This window comes from Empedobacter sp. UBA3475 (assembly GCF_002378465.1).
GTDB classification, from domain to species: domain Bacteria; phylum Bacteroidota; class Bacteroidia; order Flavobacteriales; family Weeksellaceae; genus Empedobacter; species Empedobacter falsenii_B.
Genome location: NZ_DFRA01000068.1, coordinates 145,485 through 163,412 on the forward strand (window position 1 = coordinate 145,485; position 17,928 = coordinate 163,412).

General features: G+C 31.9%; 17 protein-coding genes and 1 riboswitch. Of the genes, 11 read left to right on the forward strand and 6 right to left on the reverse strand.

The features are described from left to right. Positions 1-2: 2 nt before the first annotated feature. From B3I31_RS14460 to B3I31_RS14470, 3 genes are all read left to right on the forward strand, one after another. Positions 3-1,184, forward strand: coding sequence for an ABC transporter permease (locus tag B3I31_RS14460; protein WP_291060203.1), 1,182 nt, complete (start codon positions 3-5; stop codon positions 1,182-1,184). A gap of 34 nt (positions 1,185-1,218) precedes the next feature. Further along, positions 1,219-3,108, forward strand: a complete 1,890-nt coding sequence (locus tag B3I31_RS14465) for an ABC-F family ATP-binding cassette domain-containing protein (RefSeq protein WP_291088192.1) — start codon at positions 1,219-1,221, stop codon at positions 3,106-3,108. A gap of 68 nt (positions 3,109-3,176) precedes the next feature. Further along, a riboswitch (SAM-I-IV-variant riboswitch) is annotated at positions 3,177-3,276 on the forward strand. Between the two features lie 42 nt (positions 3,277-3,318). Then, complete coding sequence (locus B3I31_RS14470) at positions 3,319-3,564, forward strand: hypothetical protein (protein ID WP_291060199.1); 246 nt, start codon at positions 3,319-3,321, stop codon at positions 3,562-3,564. A gap of 57 nt (positions 3,565-3,621) precedes the next feature. Here B3I31_RS14470 and B3I31_RS14475 read toward each other — a convergent pair whose 3' ends face one another. Continuing rightward, a complete protein-coding gene (locus B3I31_RS14475; protein WP_038337038.1) occupies positions 3,622-5,109 on the reverse strand; it encodes a helix-turn-helix domain-containing protein in 1,488 nt (495 codons plus the stop codon). A 123-nt stretch (positions 5,110-5,232) separates the two neighbouring features. On the opposite strand from B3I31_RS14475, the gene aceB reads away from it, so the two are divergent. Continuing rightward, positions 5,233-6,819 (forward strand): malate synthase A, encoded by a 1,587-nt coding sequence (aceB, locus tag B3I31_RS14480; protein ID WP_291071502.1) that lies wholly within the window; start codon positions 5,233-5,235, stop codon positions 6,817-6,819. Positions 6,820-6,896: 77 nt separating this feature from the next. Beyond that, positions 6,897-8,174 (forward strand): isocitrate lyase, encoded by a 1,278-nt coding sequence (aceA, locus tag B3I31_RS14485; RefSeq protein WP_257468114.1) that lies wholly within the window; start codon positions 6,897-6,899, stop codon positions 8,172-8,174. Positions 8,175-8,369: 195 nt separating this feature from the next. Here the strand turns inward: aceA and B3I31_RS14490 are convergent, their stop codons facing one another. Continuing rightward, on the reverse strand, positions 8,370-8,807 hold the full coding sequence (locus B3I31_RS14490) for a hypothetical protein (RefSeq protein WP_291071504.1): 438 nt from the start codon (positions 8,805-8,807) through the stop codon (positions 8,370-8,372). A 9-nt stretch (positions 8,808-8,816) separates the two neighbouring features. Then, positions 8,817-10,007 (reverse strand): MFS transporter, encoded by a 1,191-nt coding sequence (locus B3I31_RS14495; RefSeq protein WP_291060193.1) that lies wholly within the window; start codon positions 10,005-10,007, stop codon positions 8,817-8,819. 292 nt (positions 10,008-10,299) lie between these two features. Between B3I31_RS14495 and B3I31_RS14500 the strand changes: the two genes are divergently transcribed. Next, complete coding sequence (locus B3I31_RS14500) at positions 10,300-11,175, forward strand: AraC family transcriptional regulator (protein ID WP_286485602.1); 876 nt, start codon at positions 10,300-10,302, stop codon at positions 11,173-11,175. A 93-nt stretch (positions 11,176-11,268) separates the two neighbouring features. Then, entirely contained in the window at positions 11,269-13,218 is a 1,950-nt protein-coding gene (locus tag B3I31_RS14505; RefSeq protein ID WP_291060190.1) for an oleate hydratase, read from the forward strand. A 253-nt stretch (positions 13,219-13,471) separates the two neighbouring features. Here the strand turns inward: B3I31_RS14505 and B3I31_RS14510 are convergent, their stop codons facing one another. The 3 genes from B3I31_RS14510 to B3I31_RS14520 form a co-directional block, all read right to left on the reverse strand. Next, positions 13,472-13,819, reverse strand: coding sequence for a hypothetical protein (locus B3I31_RS14510; RefSeq protein ID WP_125349230.1), 348 nt, complete (start codon positions 13,817-13,819; stop codon positions 13,472-13,474). Between the two features lie 146 nt (positions 13,820-13,965). Next, positions 13,966-14,220, reverse strand: a complete 255-nt coding sequence (locus B3I31_RS14515; RefSeq protein WP_312067372.1) for a helix-turn-helix domain-containing protein — start codon at positions 14,218-14,220, stop codon at positions 13,966-13,968. Between the two features lie 521 nt (positions 14,221-14,741). Then, entirely contained in the window at positions 14,742-15,383 is a 642-nt protein-coding gene (locus tag B3I31_RS14520) for a DUF6266 family protein (RefSeq protein ID WP_115001161.1), read from the reverse strand. A 582-nt stretch (positions 15,384-15,965) separates the two neighbouring features. Here B3I31_RS14520 and B3I31_RS14525 point away from each other — a divergent pair. The 4 genes from B3I31_RS14525 to B3I31_RS14540 all read left to right on the forward strand — a co-directional run bounded on the left by B3I31_RS14525 (position 15,966) and on the right by B3I31_RS14540 (position 17,877). Beyond that, the gene (locus B3I31_RS14525; RefSeq protein ID WP_291060188.1) at positions 15,966-16,712 is read left to right on the forward strand and encodes a DUF2310 family Zn-ribbon-containing protein; all 747 of its coding nucleotides are present in this window, start codon (positions 15,966-15,968) and stop codon (positions 16,710-16,712) included. A gap of 242 nt (positions 16,713-16,954) precedes the next feature. Next, the gene (locus B3I31_RS14530) at positions 16,955-17,314 is read left to right on the forward strand and encodes a WD40/YVTN/BNR-like repeat-containing protein (protein ID WP_291060186.1); all 360 of its coding nucleotides are present in this window, start codon (positions 16,955-16,957) and stop codon (positions 17,312-17,314) included. 1 nt (position 17,315) lies between these two features. Continuing rightward, positions 17,316-17,729: a GIY-YIG nuclease family protein gene (locus tag B3I31_RS14535; protein WP_291060184.1), complete on the forward strand. Its 414-nt coding sequence runs from the start codon at positions 17,316-17,318 to the stop codon at positions 17,727-17,729. Continuing rightward, on the forward strand, positions 17,704-17,877 hold the full coding sequence (locus B3I31_RS14540) for a hypothetical protein (RefSeq protein ID WP_291060182.1): 174 nt from the start codon (positions 17,704-17,706) through the stop codon (positions 17,875-17,877). Before B3I31_RS14535 ends, B3I31_RS14540 begins: the two co-directional genes overlap by 26 nt. Positions 17,878-17,928 lie beyond the last annotated feature (51 nt).

A 17,928-nucleotide genomic window follows, 5' to 3' on the forward strand; every position in this document is an offset into this window, starting at 1 on the left:
TGATGAAAACGATTTTTCATTTAATTATACGAGAATTCAAACTTTTCTTCAAGAATCCTGTTTTACCTATTTTATTCTTGGGAGCACCTATTATGTATGGTGTTCTGATCGGAAATGTTTATAAAAAAGGGAATGTAACCGATTTACCAATTATTGTTGTAGATGAAGATCATACAACGACAAGTCAGAAAATTATTCAGATGTTAGATGAAAATGAATCGGTTAAAGTTGCTGAAGTTTTACCTTCAACATTTGATTCTAAGAATAAAGCTTTAGCAATCGGAGCTGAAGTTGTGGTTGTTATTCCTCGAAACTTTCAATCTGATGTACAACAAAAAAAATTACCCGAAATCGCTTATTTTGTAGATGCTTCAAACACGTTAACTTCTAATACAGCAGCAATCGCAATTACGACAGTTTTAACAACAATGAAAGCTGGAATTTCGATAGAAACAGCTCGAAAACAAGGCGTTCCTGAATATATTGCAACACAAAGCTACGAACCATTCAAATCAACGATGATTCGTCAAAATATCAGAAGTGGAAACTACTTATATTTTATGCTTCCAGGTGTTTTATTAACCGTTTTACAACAAGTTTTATTATTAGGTTTAGCACTTTCATTTGCTTCAGAATTTGAGAATAGAACATTTAATGAATTAATCTCAAAATCATCTAATCCGTTTACCATTTTATTCGTCAAAACTTTCCCTTATTTATTTATGTCAGTATTTATATATATGCTGTATTATTGGTTCGGAATGTTTTATGACATGAAATTAGAAACCGAATTCTGGTCATTCTTCACTTCTTCTCTTGCATTTATTTTAGCCGTTTGCTTTTTAGGATTTTTAGTCAGCATTCTCCTTCCAAGTCAACTAAAAGCAACTGAAGTTTTGATGGTTGTTGCAACACCAAGTTTCATTTTAAGTGGATTTACATGGCCTTTAAGCCAAATGCCAAAATGGATTCAAGCAATTGCAGATTGCATTCCATTAACACATTATTTGAAAATATTCCGAATACTTTTCATAGAAAAAGGCGATCCTGCGTTAATTCAACCACATTTAAATAATCTAATTGTAATAGGAAGTATTTGCTTTGTCTTATCTTTGGCTATTCTAATCGTTAAAATAAGAAAAGCTAAACAATCGATGAAACAAATCGAAACAGAAAAGATTTAGCATCTTTTTTAACTTACAAAACAGATAATAAACCATGAATTTTCTTACAGTTGAAAATCTAACCAAATCATACGGAATCCAAACTTTATTTAAAGATGTAAATTTTCATGTAAACGAAGGCGATCAAATTGCATTTGTTGCAAAAAATGGAAGTGGAAAATCAACTTTACTAAAAATCTTAGCAGGCTTAGAAACTCCCGACTCTGGCGAGGTTCGTCCTGGGAAAGGTGTAAAAATATTGATGTTGGATCAAAGTGATGATTTTGACGAAAATTTAAAAAGTGAAGAATATATTTTCAATCATTCGAATGAAGTTTTAGATGTTGTTCGTCAATATGAAAACATGATCGAAAATGATCCAACAAATCCTGATTTAATTGATTTAATGGGAAAAATGGATGTTTTAGATGCATGGAAAGTTGAACCAACAATCAAGGAAATTTTATCAAAATTGAAAATTGATTTCTTGGATCAAAAAATTGGAAAACTTTCTGGTGGTCAGCGCAAACGTATTTCTTTAGCAAAATTTTTGATTGATTTAAGTTTTGAGAAAGGTTACGTTCTTTTAATTTTAGATGAGCCTACCAACCACTTAGATATTGAAATGGTGGAATGGCTTGAATATTTCTTGAACAAAGAAAACAAAACATTGATTTTGGTTACGCACGATCGTTATTTCTTAGATGCAATTTGTACCAAAATTCTCGAAATGGAGGACAAAACATTGTATGTACATTCGGGAAATTACGAAACTTATATTACGAACAAAGCATTGCGTATCGAAAATCAAAATGCAACAATTGACAAAGCGAAAAACCTTTATCGTAAAGAGATTGAGTGGATGCGTCGTCAACCACAAGCGCGTACAACAAAGTCTAAATCTCGTATTGATGCGTTTTATGATACTGAAAAAGTAGCTAAACATAAAATTGTCGATCAACAAGTAAAATTAGAGATGGTAATGACGCGTTTGGGTCAAAAAATCATCGAAATGGAACATGTTTCGAAAGCATTTGGTCAAAAGAAAATTTTAGATGATTTCTCATATATTTTCGCTCGTGGTGGAAAAATTGGTTTAGTTGGAAAAAATGGAGTTGGTAAAACGACTTTCCTAAAAATGTTAGAAGGAATCGAAACTATGGATTCTGGAACAATTGAACGTGGAGAAACCTTAAATATTGGACATTTCAAACAAGATGGAATTGATTTTAAAGAAGATGAACGTGTCATTGAGTTTGTGAAAGATATTGCCGATTTTTTCCCGCTTGCAAATGGAAAAGAAATGCGTGCAGAGCAATTCTTAGAAATGTTTTTGTTTACGCCAGAACAACAACATACTTTTATCTCAAAGTTGAGTGGCGGAGAGAAAAAACGTCTGCAATTATTAGCAATTTTGTATAAAAATCCTAACTTTTTGATTCTCGATGAGCCAACAAACGATTTAGATTTACCAACTTTGACGGTTCTTGAAAGTTTCTTAGAAGAATATCAAGGCTGTTTATTAGTTGTTTCCCACGATAGATATTTTATGGATAAAGTGGTTGATGAATTAATGATTTTCGAAGGCGAAGGGAAAGTTTCTCGTTATATGGGAACGTATACCGAATATCATATCGAAAATAAAAATAAACCTGAGTCAGAAGATAAAAAAGCTGAAAAAGAAATCGTTATTCAGGAAAAAGTTGAATCGAAAGAGAAAAATGTAGAGACAAAACCAAAAAAATTATCGTTTAAAGAACAACGAGAATTAGAAGAAATTAATAAATCTTTACCAATTCTTGAAGCCAAAAAAGAAGAATTAACGAATTTACTTTCCGACCCAAATTTAGGGTACGATAAAATCGCAACTATTGGAGATGAACTACAAAAAATTGTAGACGAATTAGAAGAAAAAGAATTTCGTTGGTTAGAATTAAGCGAATAAAAATATTGAATAGGAACTTTTTTTGAGTTCCTTTTTTTGTTTTAAAAATTCATTTCTATATTTACTCTATCAATCATCAGGAGTTTCTGAAAAATCAGAACACCAACCGAGCCAAAACCGCGCTACGATGGTATAAAATGAGGGCAAACGCTAAAATAAAAGGTTATTCTCCACTCTATCCTGTAGTTTTTATCATTAAAAATTGAAACAATGGAAAATCTAAAAAATGAATTTGTCGTATTATTTCGTGAATTAACTGACAACGAATTAGTCGAACGCTTTAATCAAAATGTAGGAAACAGTTCTTGGAATTCTGCAAGAAGATGTTATGTCAAAACATTATTCAACGAATTACAATTCCGTAATTTTGATTGCACAACCATAGAAAGAGGAAACACATTTTCGCTTCAACATCATGTAATATTAATTGAAAATAGATTAGAATATTTAGATTAAATATAAAAAAAGGAAAACTTGATTTAAGTTTTCCTTTATATTTTACGGTAGATAATATTACTTACTCTGCTCTTTTATAAAATCATTAATCGTAACATTTAATCGTTTATTTCGGATATCTTTTTCAAAACGAATTGGTTCAGCAACACGTTCTGCACAGTCTTTCATACCACAATTTTCACACGTAACCGCAACTTCTTTTACAGGAATTGATGGGTCATTCATAAATTTCACTTTACGTTGAGCTGATTTATACAATACACCAATCGTTACGCTTCGTAAATAATTTGGATTGAATGGATCTTTCGTTGCAGAAGAAATTACATAATATTTTTGATTATTATTGAACGGATACAACGAAATTTGTGCAGAAATCTCATGATGATCATCTTGATGTTTTTCCAATTCTTTCAAAACATTTAACGAAACCCAACGACGACAATAATGCTCATCCGTTTCATTTGCTTGTGGCGATTGTTGTTGATTAAGATGAAGTTCTTTCGTTAATTTATATGAATTTGAACCAACTTTTGCTGACAAACGCAAGAAAAACAAATCACGAATATTAAAATGTTTGGGTAACAAATTTGTCATTCGTTGATAAACCGTTTCAGGTGATTCGGTATATTTTCCAAGAATTTCTTGAAATTTAGACAAATCATGATGCTCTATAGCAAACAAATTCTGCATATCCTTCAACAGTTTTTCTTCTGGTAACAACAAAGCTCCAGCAAAATAAGATGCATAAAAATTGTTTAACAATTGATCAAAATTATCAAAACTTGCCCACGAAAATGTATACAAACGTTCCTTCAAATCAAGGTAATTATAGCCTAATTCTTTCGCTAAAATAAATCGTTTTTGATCATTGTCAGAATTGATATTGATATACAAAAGTTTTTTCTCTTTGATAAAAATAGAACGCAATTTCGCTAAATCCTTTCCTCCTAAAGAAGTGAAATCTTCATAAAGAATGGTATAATTATATTCCTCTTTCAGAATTTCCTCCATCGTTTCATTTTTCACAAAATCTTCTGATTCAATCAAATATTCTTGTAAAAAACTCTTTGCCGATTTCTCAATTTCAGGAAAATAATTATCATTTGCTTCCTGAAAAGACCTCAACGAAGCCAAGAAAAAACTTTCGCGTGTAAGATTGTAATTATTACCTATTTCAATCAACGTAGAAATAAATGCATTTACCTTCATTGGGGCGTTAGAAATGATCTCAATTAAATCTCTTTCTTCAATTCCGAAGAGTTCCAAAGGAATTTCTTGCAATAAATTTGATTGTAGAATCTCAGCGACTGGTGCTAAATTTTTATCTAATTTTAATGAAACTATCTCATCGTAAGGAATTTCCAACGCTTCGGCAAGAGCAACAATTTTATCAGTTTTTGGATATTTTTTACCTTTTTCGATCTCATTCAAATACGATTTCGAAAGACCAGTTAACTTAGATAACTTAAACAATGACAAATCCTTAGCCGTTCTTACTTGTTTTAGTTTTAACCCAAAAATTAATTTAATGTATTCTTCTTGCATAATTTTTTCAAAAATATTTGGTAAATGTAAACGAATTTTTATAATTTAGCGAACGTTCGCTGGCGCTGGAAGTAAAATTCCGCTCGAATAACCAAAACCAAAATTACAACAAAAACACAAAAAATGGATACTATTACAAGTGAATTAAAATTATCGCAGAATAAGCTGGATAGTTATCCAGATGTTTTGACCACCGAAGCAGTTAAATTTTTAACAGCTTTACACAAAAATTTCAACGAAAGACGTTTAGAACTTTTGGCGAATCGACAAGAAAGACAAATCTTTTTTGATTTGGGGAATTTTCCAACTTTTTTGTCAGAAACAAAGGAAATCAGAAATGGCGATTGGACAGCAGCTCCTATTCCAGCTGATTTACAAGACAGACGCGTTGAAATAACTGGTCCAGTTGACCGCAAAATGGTAATTAACGCGTTAAATTCTGGCGCTAAAACATTTATGGCCGATTTTGAAGATAGTAATTCTCCAACGTGGGATAACAATCTTCAAGGGCAACAAAATTTAAGAGATGCAGTAAATGGTACTATTTCATTCGAAAATAATGGAAAAAAGTATCAATTAAACGAAAAAACTGCTGTCTTGCTTGTAAGACCGAGAGGTTTACATTTGAATGAAAAGAATATCATAATAGATAAACAAGAAATATCAGGCTCACTATTTGACTTTGGTTTATATTTTTTCCATAATGCACACACGTTACTTTCCAAGCAAAGTGGGCCTTATTTCTATCTTCCTAAATTAGAACATCACCTAGAAGCACGCTGGTGGAACGATGTTTTTGTTTTTGCACAAAATTATTTAAACATTCCACAAGCTACGATTAAAGCTACAGTTTTGATCGAAACTATAACAGCCTCTTTTCAGTTAGATGAAATTATTTACGAATTAAAAGACCACATCGCAGGCCTTAACTGCGGTCGTTGGGATTATATATTTTCTTATATCAAAAAATTTAAGAAACACCCAAATTTTATTGTTCCAGATCGTTCTCAAGTTACGATGACTTCGCCTTTTATGGCTGCATATTCGCAAGCAGTTATTCAACGTTGTCATAAACGAAACATACATGCAATTGGTGGAATGGCTGCTCAAATTCCGATTAAGAATGATGAAAAAGCCAATGAAATTGCCTTTGAAAAAGTGAAGAATGATAAACTTCGCGAAGTAAAAAATGGACACGATGGAACGTGGGTTGCGCATCCTGCCTTGGTAAAAGTCGCAAAAGACATTTTTGACGAATATATGCCACAAGCTAATCAAATTGCCAATAAGCGAGAAGATGTTGTAACAACTGCCGAGGCTTTGTTAGAATTGCCAAAAGGAACAGTTACAGAACAAGGAATTCGAGACAATATTAATGTCGGAATTTTATACATCGAAAGTTGGTTATCTGAAAAAGGTGCCGCAGCTTTATATAACTTAATGGAAGACGCAGCAACAGCAGAAATCTCTCGTACGCAGGTTTGGCAATGGTTAAGCCAATTGATTACGTTAGAAAACGGATGCGAATTTAACAGTGACAAATACAAAAAATTAAGAGCCGAAGAGGTTCAAAAAATAAAAAAATTAGTTGGTGAGGAAAACTATTTGAACGGAAGATTTGAAGAAGCTATTTCAATCTTTGACGAATTAGTTTTATCGCACAAGTTTACCGAATTTTTAACATTAGAAGCCTATAAGTATATTGATTAAGCCCTTATAACCAGACACACTCAAAAAGAAATACACACACAACACACATTCATAAACAAAACACAAAAAACACAATTATGAGCAATCAAGAAAGAATTCAGAAGATTCGACAGGATTGGGAAACTAATCCTCGTTGGACAGACATTGTTCGTCCTTATTCAGCAGAAGATGTAATTCGATTAAGAGGTTCTTTGGACATCGATTACACTTTAGCAAGATTAGGTGCTAAGAAACTTTGGGAAGGTTTAAATTCGAAGCCATTTATGGCGGGTTTAGGCGCTTTGAATGGTAATCAAGCCATACAAGAAGTGCAAGCTGGTTTAGATGCAATCTATCTTTCGGGATGGCAAGTTGCTGCAGATGCAAATCTTTCGGCAGAAATGTATCCAGATCAATCATTGTATCCAGCCAATTCGGTTCCAATGGTGATAAAACGTATTAACAATGCGTTGCGTCGTCGCGATGAAATACAATCTGTTACCGAACAGGGAAACATTGATTATATGGTACCAATTGTTGCCGATGCAGAAGCTGGATTTGGAGGAAACTTGAATGCTTATGAATTGATGAAACAAATGATAGAAGCTGGTGCTGCTGGCGTTCATTTCGAAGATCAATTGTCATCAGCCAAAAAATGTGGTCATCTTGGAGGAAAAGTTTTAGTTCCAACACAAGAAGCAATTAACAAATTGGTTGCAGCTCGTTTAGCAGCAGATGTTTGCGGCGTTCCTACTCTATTGGTTGCAAGAACTGATGCAGAAGCTGCGAATTTGATTACTTCGGATATTGACGAAAGAGATCAACCTTTTATCATCCAAGGAAGTAGAACTTCTGAAGGTTTTTACAATGTGAGAAATGGTTTGGAACAAGGAATTAATCGAGGCTTAAGCTATGCGCCTTATGCTGATTTAATTTGGATGGAAACATCTAATCCAGATCTTGGAATGGCAAGAGAATTTGCACAAGCGATTCGAGAAAAATATCCAAATCAGATGTTAGCCTATAATTGTTCGCCTTCATTTAATTGGGCAAAACATTTAACAGAAGCTCAAATGGAAACATTTCGCGAAGATTTAGCTGAAATGGGATACAAATTCCAATTCATCACTTTAGCAGGTTTCCATGCGATGAATACCTCTATGTTCGAGTTATCACGTGCATACAAAGCCAAAGGAATGGCGGGATATTCGGCATTACAAGAAAAAGAATTTGCGTTACAAGAAGAAGGTTTTGCAGCTGTAAAACACCAATCTTTTGTAGGAACACAATATTTCGATTACGTACAAAACACAGTGCAACAAGGCATTTCATCTACTACAGCTATGGCCGAAAGTACGGAAGCCGCACAATTCTAATACATACTTTTCAATTAGAAAGGACGTACCGCAACTACGTCCTTTTTTTATTTTTGATTTTGACTTCTTTACGACATCCTTAAAAGATATATTTTTATTTATGGTCAGGCTAAATTCCGTTAAATTTAGCATTCAAAAAAACACCTCTATAATCTCCTCAAGGGGATATTGTTCACATATTTTCATTCAAAATTATCAATCAACTTTCATAATCTGAAACGACTTTCCATTCATTTCGAAAGTATCTTGTTCCGATTTTCCAACCAAGATTCTAGCCAAAGGAGTTTGAGTTGATAGGACAAATATCTTTTTATTCTCGAAAATAATTTCCCCAAAACTACACGCCATACAGAAATTTCCCATCGTAGTTTCAACATAACTACCTAAACCAATGGTTTTGTTCTCCACAATTTTTATTTTAGAAAACACGTCTTGCTGAATTAAAACTTCATTCAATTGATTTTGAATTCGAGTAATTTCCTGTTGCATCATTTCGCGCGACGTTTCATACTTATCACCCATACTACTTTTAGTATCGTTGTTTGAAGCACGTAAATCGTCAATCAAACCATTCAAATACGTTATCTTATCGTCGATTTGTTGTGCTATAAATTGATATAATTCTGCTTTCATTTCTTTCAATTAAATTGTTTGAGGCTTATTCTTAAATTTCAGCATGTAAATGGTTCCCAAAAGACAAATAAATGCCGAAACATAAATCACCATCGGAATACGATCCAAATAATCCTGAAAATACCAACCCGCGCACAATGCTCCAAATCCTATCCCCGCTTCCAACGCAATATACATCGTTGCCATTGCCTTTCCACGTTCATCAGGTTTGCTAAAATCTATTGTCCATGCATTTAGTGCAGGAGAAAGAATTCCGGTTGAAATGCCATACATCAAACCTCCTAAAATCAACCCTATTTTTGCATCAATAGAAGCCAAAAGTACCAATGCAATAATCAATAAAACTAAGCCTAATTTTATCACCAACACACGCCCTTTTTGGTCAGATATCTTACCTGCAAAGAAAAGAACCATCATAGATGATATTGTAAATACGATAAAGAAAACGCCTTTATTTTGAAAACCTAAATGTTCGGTCCAATCTGGAATTAATGTCAATATAGAACCATAAGCAACATACGAAAGAAACGTAATCAATGCCGCTGGCAAAGCTTCTTTTGCAAAAACATCTTGCTTCGAAATCTTTAGTAATCCGAACGAAAATTTCTGTTTATTTTGCAAGGTCTCTTTCATATTGAATAAAATCAATATCGATAATAATGCGAAAAACGAAGACGTAAAAAACATCACATTAATCGATGTATATAATGTAATTGTACTTCCCAATGCAGGTCCAATTGCCATTCCGATACTGAAACAAATTCCGTGCAAGCCCAATGCTTCGCCCCAACGTTCGCGCGGAATAATATCTGCAATATAAGCTGCTGTTGCAGTGGGTTTGAAACCTGTCGAAAAGCCGTGTACCAATCTCAAAAATAAAAAACCTGAAACGGTTGTTAAAACAGGATATAAAATTCCGCACACAAAACAGACAATAGAACCGACTGCCATAATAGGTACCCGCCCCACTTTATCGGTTAATTTTCCACTAAAAGGTCTCGAAATTCCCGCTGTCAAGGTAAATAATGCAATAATAAATCCTTTGTATTCTGCTCCTCCCATGCTGCTTAAATAAGCAGGTAGCTCGGGAATCATCATATTAAAACTCGCTGAAAACAACAACGAACTCAAACACATTAAAATAAAATGGAGATTATAAACGGGATCTGAATTTAATTTTTTATTAATGGCAGAAAACATAACGGATTTTTTGCAAAGGTAATTTATCTTAACCGAAACAAACTACACAATCCAAAAGTATTACTTGTTACAAAAAATTACTACATCATTCAACATTGTTAGCCGATATTTCATTGATTCTATTAATGAAATTTCTTATTTAAGAGTTACTAAGTTGATATGAAAATAACTTCTACATTAGAATACAGTTAAAATAACTTATTGTATTTAATTACTTGCTGAACAATTCTTATTTTAGCTTTATCAATTCTACTACCCTAAAAAACGATCTAACCAACTATTATTTTCAAGCATGAAAAACTATGAAAATCTAAAAGAGACCTTGTCTTTTTATGGCGTAAATTGTAATAAACTATATTATATCTCATCAGGAAATCCAATTTTTGCGTTTCCTGAAAGATCATTTCGAATCGACTTTTATGCATTTTGTATTTGTTTATCTGGCTCAATAGAAGTTGAGATAGATTCTCAGAAATATTGTATTACTCAAAATGAATTCTTAATTTCTGCTCCTTCTACTGTTTTGAAAATTCTAGATACTAGCTCTAATTTCAGAATGAAATTGTTATTTTTTGAGAAAAACTTTCTCCTTAAAAACATTTCTAATCCTTTCTTTATTGATAAACTTAATTTGTTTACACATCAAAACTTTACAGTTTGTAAGGCAAATAAAAAAGAAGCGAATCATCTTTTTATGTTAATCAATTATCTTCAAGAGCAACGAGAAAGAAATGTTTTGTTCTTAGAAGATATTATTCGATCTATTATTTTTACTTTACTACTTGAATCTGCCTCTATAATTGCTGAACAATATTCAAAAGAAAATAAAAATCATTCTCGCGAAATCAACACTCTATTTTGTAAGTTTACACAACTTGTACAAGAAAATGTTATCGCTCACAAAGACGTACAGTTTTATGCAGATCAATTATTTATTACAAATAAATATTTGATTCACCTTGTAAAAAAAGCAACTAAGAAAACTCCACATGTTATTATTGACGAATATTTATTAAAAGAAGCGTATGTTTTGCTTGGTTATTCAGAGAAAACAATTGTCCAAATAGCATTAGATCTAGGTTTCAACTCTTCTTCATCTTTTGGTCGGTTTTTTAAAAAATACACTTCTATTTCACCTCAACAATATAGAAAACAACAACATATATAAAAAAAGAAATTTGGGATACAAATGACGAATTTCGGGATACTTTAGAAAAATAATAAAGCGTAATTTTATTCTAGAATCTTAAAATAAATAATTATGAATAAAGTTACTTCAAAATTTGACAACGTTTTAAATCATTCTACTATCTACGGAAATATTGATCATCAACCAGATGCGAGTAAAGAAACACCAAGAAACACTCCAGAAAAATCTTATCCTTTCTCTGATCAAATAGGAAATTACCAACGCAATAAAGGAATTCCTACAAAATCTTATAAGGACAGTAAGGTATTTATTGTAGGAAGTGGTATTGCAGGTTTAGCTACTGCTTATTATTTTATTAGAGACGGACATTTCACTCCAGAGAATATCACATTTATAGAACAACTTCAGGTCGAAGGAGGTTCGTTAGATGGAGCTGGAAATGCAAAAGATGGTTACATAATTCGAGGAGGTCGAGAAATGGATTGTACTTACGAGAATTTATGGGACATCTTCCAAGACATTCCTGCATTAGAGTTGCCAGAACCTTATAGCGTTTTAGACGAATATAGATTAGTAAATGATAATGATTCTAATTATTCTATTGCACGTTTAATTCATGAAAAAGGGAAAGTAAAAGACTTTAGTAAATTTGGTTTGAATAAGAAAGATCAATTAGCTATTATCAAACTTTTGTTGAAGAAAAAAGAAGAATTGGACGACATAACGATTGAAGATTATTTTAATCAATCATTCTTAGAAAGTAATTTCTGGACATTTTGGCGTACAATGTTTGCCTTTGAAAATTGGCATAGTTTACTAGAGTTCAAATTATATATGCATCGCTTTTTACATGCGATTGATGGTTTAAATGATCTTTCTTCATTGGTATTTCCTAAATACAATCAATACGACACTTTTGTTACGCCATTAGGTAAATGGTTAAAAGAAAAAGGAGTAAAAATTCAGTTAAATACACTGGTTAAAGATTTAGATTTATTAATTAATACAGAAGGAAAAGTAGTCAAAGGAATTATAACAGAACAAGATGGACAAGATGTAATTATTCCTGTCACACCGAATGATTATGTTATTGTAACTACTGGTTCCATGACCGAAGATACTGCGTATGGAGATAATACAACAGCTCCAGTCATAGCGATAGATAATAATACAAGTGGTCAAAGTGCAGGGTGGAAACTATGGAAAAACCTTTCTGCTAAATCTCCTATTTTTGGTCGTCCAGAAAAATTTTGTGGGAATATTGAAAAATCTTCATGGGAATCTGTTACTTTAACTTGTAAACCTTCTGCATTAGTAGAAAAACTAAAAGAATATTCTGTTAATGATCCATATTCAGGTCAAACTGTTACAGGCGGAATTATTACCATTACAGATTCTAATTGGTTAATGAGTTTTACTTGTAATCGTCAACCACATTTTCCTACACAACCAGATGATATTTTAGTTCTTTGGGTTTATGCATTATTTATGGATAAAGAAGGAAACTACATCAAGAAAACAATGCCTACTTGTACAGGAAACGAAATCCTAACAGAATTATGTTATCATTTAGGAATTGAAGACCAAATAGATGACGTTATTGAGAATACAATCACTCGTTCTGCTTATATGCCTTACATCACATCTATGTTTATGCCTAGAGCAAAAGGAGATCGCCCACAAGTAGTTCCAGCTGAGTGTAAGAATCTAGGTTTAGTTGGTCAATTTGTAGAAACCAATAACGATGTAGTTTTCACAATGGAAAGTTCTGTTCGTACCGCACGTATTGCAGTTTATGAATTACTTAATTTAAATAAGCAAGTTCCAGACATTAATCCATTACAATACGACATTCGTCATTTATTAAAAGCAACTAAAACGTTGAACGATGATAAACCATTTATGGGTGAAGGTTTATTGAATAAAGTTTTAAAAGGAACTTATTTTGAACATATTCTACCTATTGGATCAGATTCTCCTCAAGAGGAAGAAGAAAAAGAATCTTTTCTATTAGAACAATTTGGTAAATTCAAAGAATGGGTAGGACATTTTAGAGGTTAAAATCACCCTCAATTCAATCCTGAATATCAATACTATAAAACCAATAAAAGCTTCTAAATCTTTAGTGATTTAGAAGCTTTTTGAGTATTACTATATTTTTTCTATTTAAAAACTATACCAGCTTTTATTAATAAATATTAGCTATAGTGATATTATTATTGAATTATTAAAGGTTTTATTTCAAATTCTGATTCAATATTTTCCTTTAATTTTAGAAATTCTATTGTATGCATACTATGCAAATCAACATCAGTTAATCCAAATGGTCCATTTTCTCAGTAATATATAGTCCATTTTCAAGCTCAATTATTGCTTTCTCCATTTCATCAAGTTCATTTTCGAAATATTTAAAATGATAATTAATGATTTTTAAATTTAAAATTAATTCTATTGGTTTAGATTCAACTTTCCTTGCTAATTCAAACTTTTTTAAAGTTTCACTTTCATTCCATTCTTCTGTTGGAAAGTAAGGAATTTGAATTAGTTTATCATTATCAATTTTTATAAAAGACTCAAACTCCTGTAATCCATATTTATTTTCTGGGTTATAACAATATTTTATTTCGGTTATAATTTTTCCAATACTATCAGTCAGGGTCATTTTACAAAATTAAACTTAACAATATTTCTTTACAAGAATAAACAAAACCTGTTTTACAAAAAAGTTGTCATTTCTATATTTCATTCAACAACATTCCAATATACAAAATCTCAACCACTCCCAACACCCCACAAAAAAAGCTCTTATCAAAGAGCCATTTGGTTAAAGAACTGTTTTGGATAATAAAATTTATTTCCAAATTTTATATAAGGAATCTTATTCGTTTTCCTCATCCTATACAACGTTTTGTCACTCACGTTAAGCAAACTTTTTAGGTCTGCGTTATCATAGAATTTCTGATTTTCTTCTAATAGTAGAAAAGTTTTTTGGAATTCTATCAGCAGGAGCTTCATATCCTTTAATGCCTCTCCATCGTTTTGTAAAAATAAATCATTTTTCATATATTTAGTTGATGTTAAGATGTACTAATTTATAAAATAAATACTTAATAACCAAATATTTACCAAACAAACAATATTCCTTTACACGAAATCTAGCTATCACCCTACTTTTTGTAGAGTACTCAAATCGATTATGTTCGACAATAAACCAATGTATCGTTGAACAGTTTTAGGATTAAAACCATAAATACAAGCAAGGTTCTCCCAGAATTTTACACCAAACATAAAGATGAAAAAAAAACACATATTCACTTTGCAAAAAAAATACCACATAGAAACATAGAACCAAATGATTTTGCTTTCCAATTAGTAGTCTACCTATTCGTATTTTCAACTAATTTTTACAAGCCATCACAACTAAAACTATGTTTCTATGTGGTCAAAATAAATTTGAACAACATCTATAAAATTCTATTTTCGATACGATTCTTCTTCACTCTTCTACGCCGTTAAACAAAGTATTGTACCGAAAAATCACTCCAATCAACGAACTTCATTTTACTACTACCTCACTACTACCTTTACACAACCATATACTCGCCAAGATAAATACTGGTACTCGCCATAGCCTTTGTTTCACTATTCAGAAACGCCCAAAAATTCACTTTTTTGCCATTGTAATACGTTGGTAAAGTAACATCTATAATCATAGAATCACGAGTTACAACATTCTGAAACACTTCGAACGAATTTAGTTCCTCGCAATAACAAACAAGATTCACAAAATCCGAAGGTTGCGCATTGCCTTGCCCAGAATTATCTTCCCAATTCATTTGGAAACTATCCCCACCTGCCGTCTCTATCGTAGGTTGTAAAAAGCCAACCAAATCGCCTTTCGACACCAATACACGCTCTAATACAATAACAGGTAAACCATTCTCCATTTCCAATGCATTGTTCAGCATATAAGAAGTCGCGATGTTGTAGCGCGATTTTAGCCCGACTCTATTCCCAAAATATAAATTAAGAATAAGACGAATTGGTTGCAAAAAACCAATAATTTTCTTAAATTTGATTTGTTGCATCAATTGCAAATCAGTAGGTTGGCTTTTAGATTTTTTTGGCAAACTACGGATAATGTCTTTGCCGCGCCAATTAACGCCTACTACAGTTCCTACTTTTCCTGAGAATCCACCAAGGATTCCTTTTTTAATTTCTGCCATAATTGCAAGTTTTTATTGTTAATATTCATAAAGTTAGCAACAGAAACAACACCATTTACAAAAACACAATTTTGTGCCCGCATTTGCCCTGCTCTGCCCGCATTTGTCCACTTTTGTCCAGTTGCTTTTTACACAATAATAGTAATATAACAAAATAAAAACCTCGCTAACCTCCTATTTATAAGAGCTAGAGAGAAGTTGAATTTTTGGTCAATTTTGGTCTTGTTCGACCATTGTTCGACCATTGTTCGACGAATCTTCGGAAAAACGGCATTCTCGTCGAAGAACGGTCGAAGAAAACACGAACAAAAGTGGGAGGAAATTGAAATTGTAAAAATAAAATGATGCAAGAATACTTTGTTTCGCTATCCATACATTCATTATTACATTCTACATTAAATTATTTCGTGATACATGAATATTGTTTTTATAAATATCTTATTTACAAAAAATTAATTATATTTGCTTCTAATTTTACGAAATGCAGATATAGGTGATTTTTTACGAAACAAAAGCTAGATCAGTTTCGTGAAAAAACAATGTTGGTGGCAATTGTAAAACGACACCGCAATAAACTTGACAATGACAGACAAACCAATTCCTGCAAAAATTCTTTTAACTCTTGCTGACAACAAGTTGACAGGCGAAGATTTTATCGGTTTATCGAACACACTTTACAGACAAAATTTAATTTTTTCAGAACCACGAGAATTAAGACGAAACGAAAATGTTTTAGAACTAACTATTATTTTTAGAGACCTTTTTTCGTATAGGCATTGGTCTAAAAATGCGGAAATAAAAGAATATTGGACTTCCAAGTTTGACAAATTGCTTGCAGGCAAACCGAAGACAATTAAAGAAATGGACATTATTGTTGAAGTAGACAATGTCCAAAATTGTACTTGCGACAAGTCTGATTTTTATATATTGCAAGGACGTTCTTTACAATTCACAGACGAGTTGATTTGCAACAACTGTTTAGGACAAGTTCCTTATTCAAAAATACCTTTAGAAATTAAACTTGAGGACTGGCAAACAAAACACGAAAGAGTTTATTTGAACTGGCTTGAAAGTGGGCTTTTTGAAAAAGAGGCTTATAAAGAACTGACAAACTACAAAAAAGGCAAACTGAACTTAGCAGGCGAAAAAATTAGACAACAACTTTCTGACTTTTTCAAAATTCCTGTTTACATAAGTTACTTTGTTGAGCAACCAGACGACAATCATCCTTGCTTAATTTGTGGACAACAAGGAACTAAATCTGGACTTAAAAAACCAAACAGAATTTGTAAATCTTGCAATACAATTTTTGGCTATGACACCGAGTAGACAAACAACTGCCACCAACAAGGGTTTTGCAATAGTGGGGAGAAACTGCAAAGTTCAACGATAGTTCTTCGGTTCAACTTTTGTACAAAATTGAAGATTTGTGCTTCGATTGCCCCACCATCGCAAAGCCCCAAAACGTTGTGTGCAATGTTAGAACTACATTTAATAAATATAATTTCAAAACGACATATTTTGACATAACAACATTTTAAGTTTACATAAAAAATTAAAAACTATAAATTATGCCCCAAATGATTCAAAGAGGAAATGAATTAATTAGAATTAATCCATCTAAAAAAAATGAACTAGATTACTCTAGAGATAATGGAACTAATTGGAATCGAAAATTTTTATCTCATTCCGGAATAGGAGATTTTATAGATTTATTAGATTTTGGACATGAAATTTTAGCCATTACTAAAAACGGACAAGAAATATATTATTCTAAAGACAATGGAAGTAATTGGAATCGAAGATTTTTATCTAATTCTGTAGTAGGTTCTTTTCAATCATTAGCCTTAAATGGTTCAGAATTGTTAGCAACAACAGATAAAGGTTTATATTATTCAAGAGATAACGGAGCTAATTGGAATAGAAAATAAAATGAGAACAGCAGAGGTGTTAAAATTAATAGAGCAATTTTCACAAACTTATCGCAACTCTGATTTGGAAAAATTTGAAATAGGAGAAAAATATGTTTTATATCCCAAAGAAGGAGAAGAAACAGAATTTTCTTGGCCAAATCAATGGCAATTTTGTGGAGATTCAGGAATTTATCTTTTTATTGACGAAAATGACGAAGTAATTTACATTGGTGAAACTACTCATTTTGGTAATCGATTTGGCAGTTATTTTTCTTCTAAAATAGAAAACCTTTTAAAACACAATTGGAATTCAAATCCACATTTTGTAATCCCAATAAAAGTTCCAACTGAAAGCAGTTTTGAACGATTAGGTTTAGAAGAATATTTAATCAAAAAAACAAATCCAATTGACAACAAAAGATTTAACAATTAAAGAACTGAATGAAAAGTTAGTAAATATTACTGAAGATAAAATTAGCAATATTAAACTTCAGAAATATGAAGAAGCATCAAAATTACGAGCAATAGAAGTCGATATTTTGAATAAAATTGAAGAACTAAATAAAAAAGCGGTTAAATAACACTGCACACAACATAGGTAACTGTTGCATAACTCCAATTTACAGTAAAAA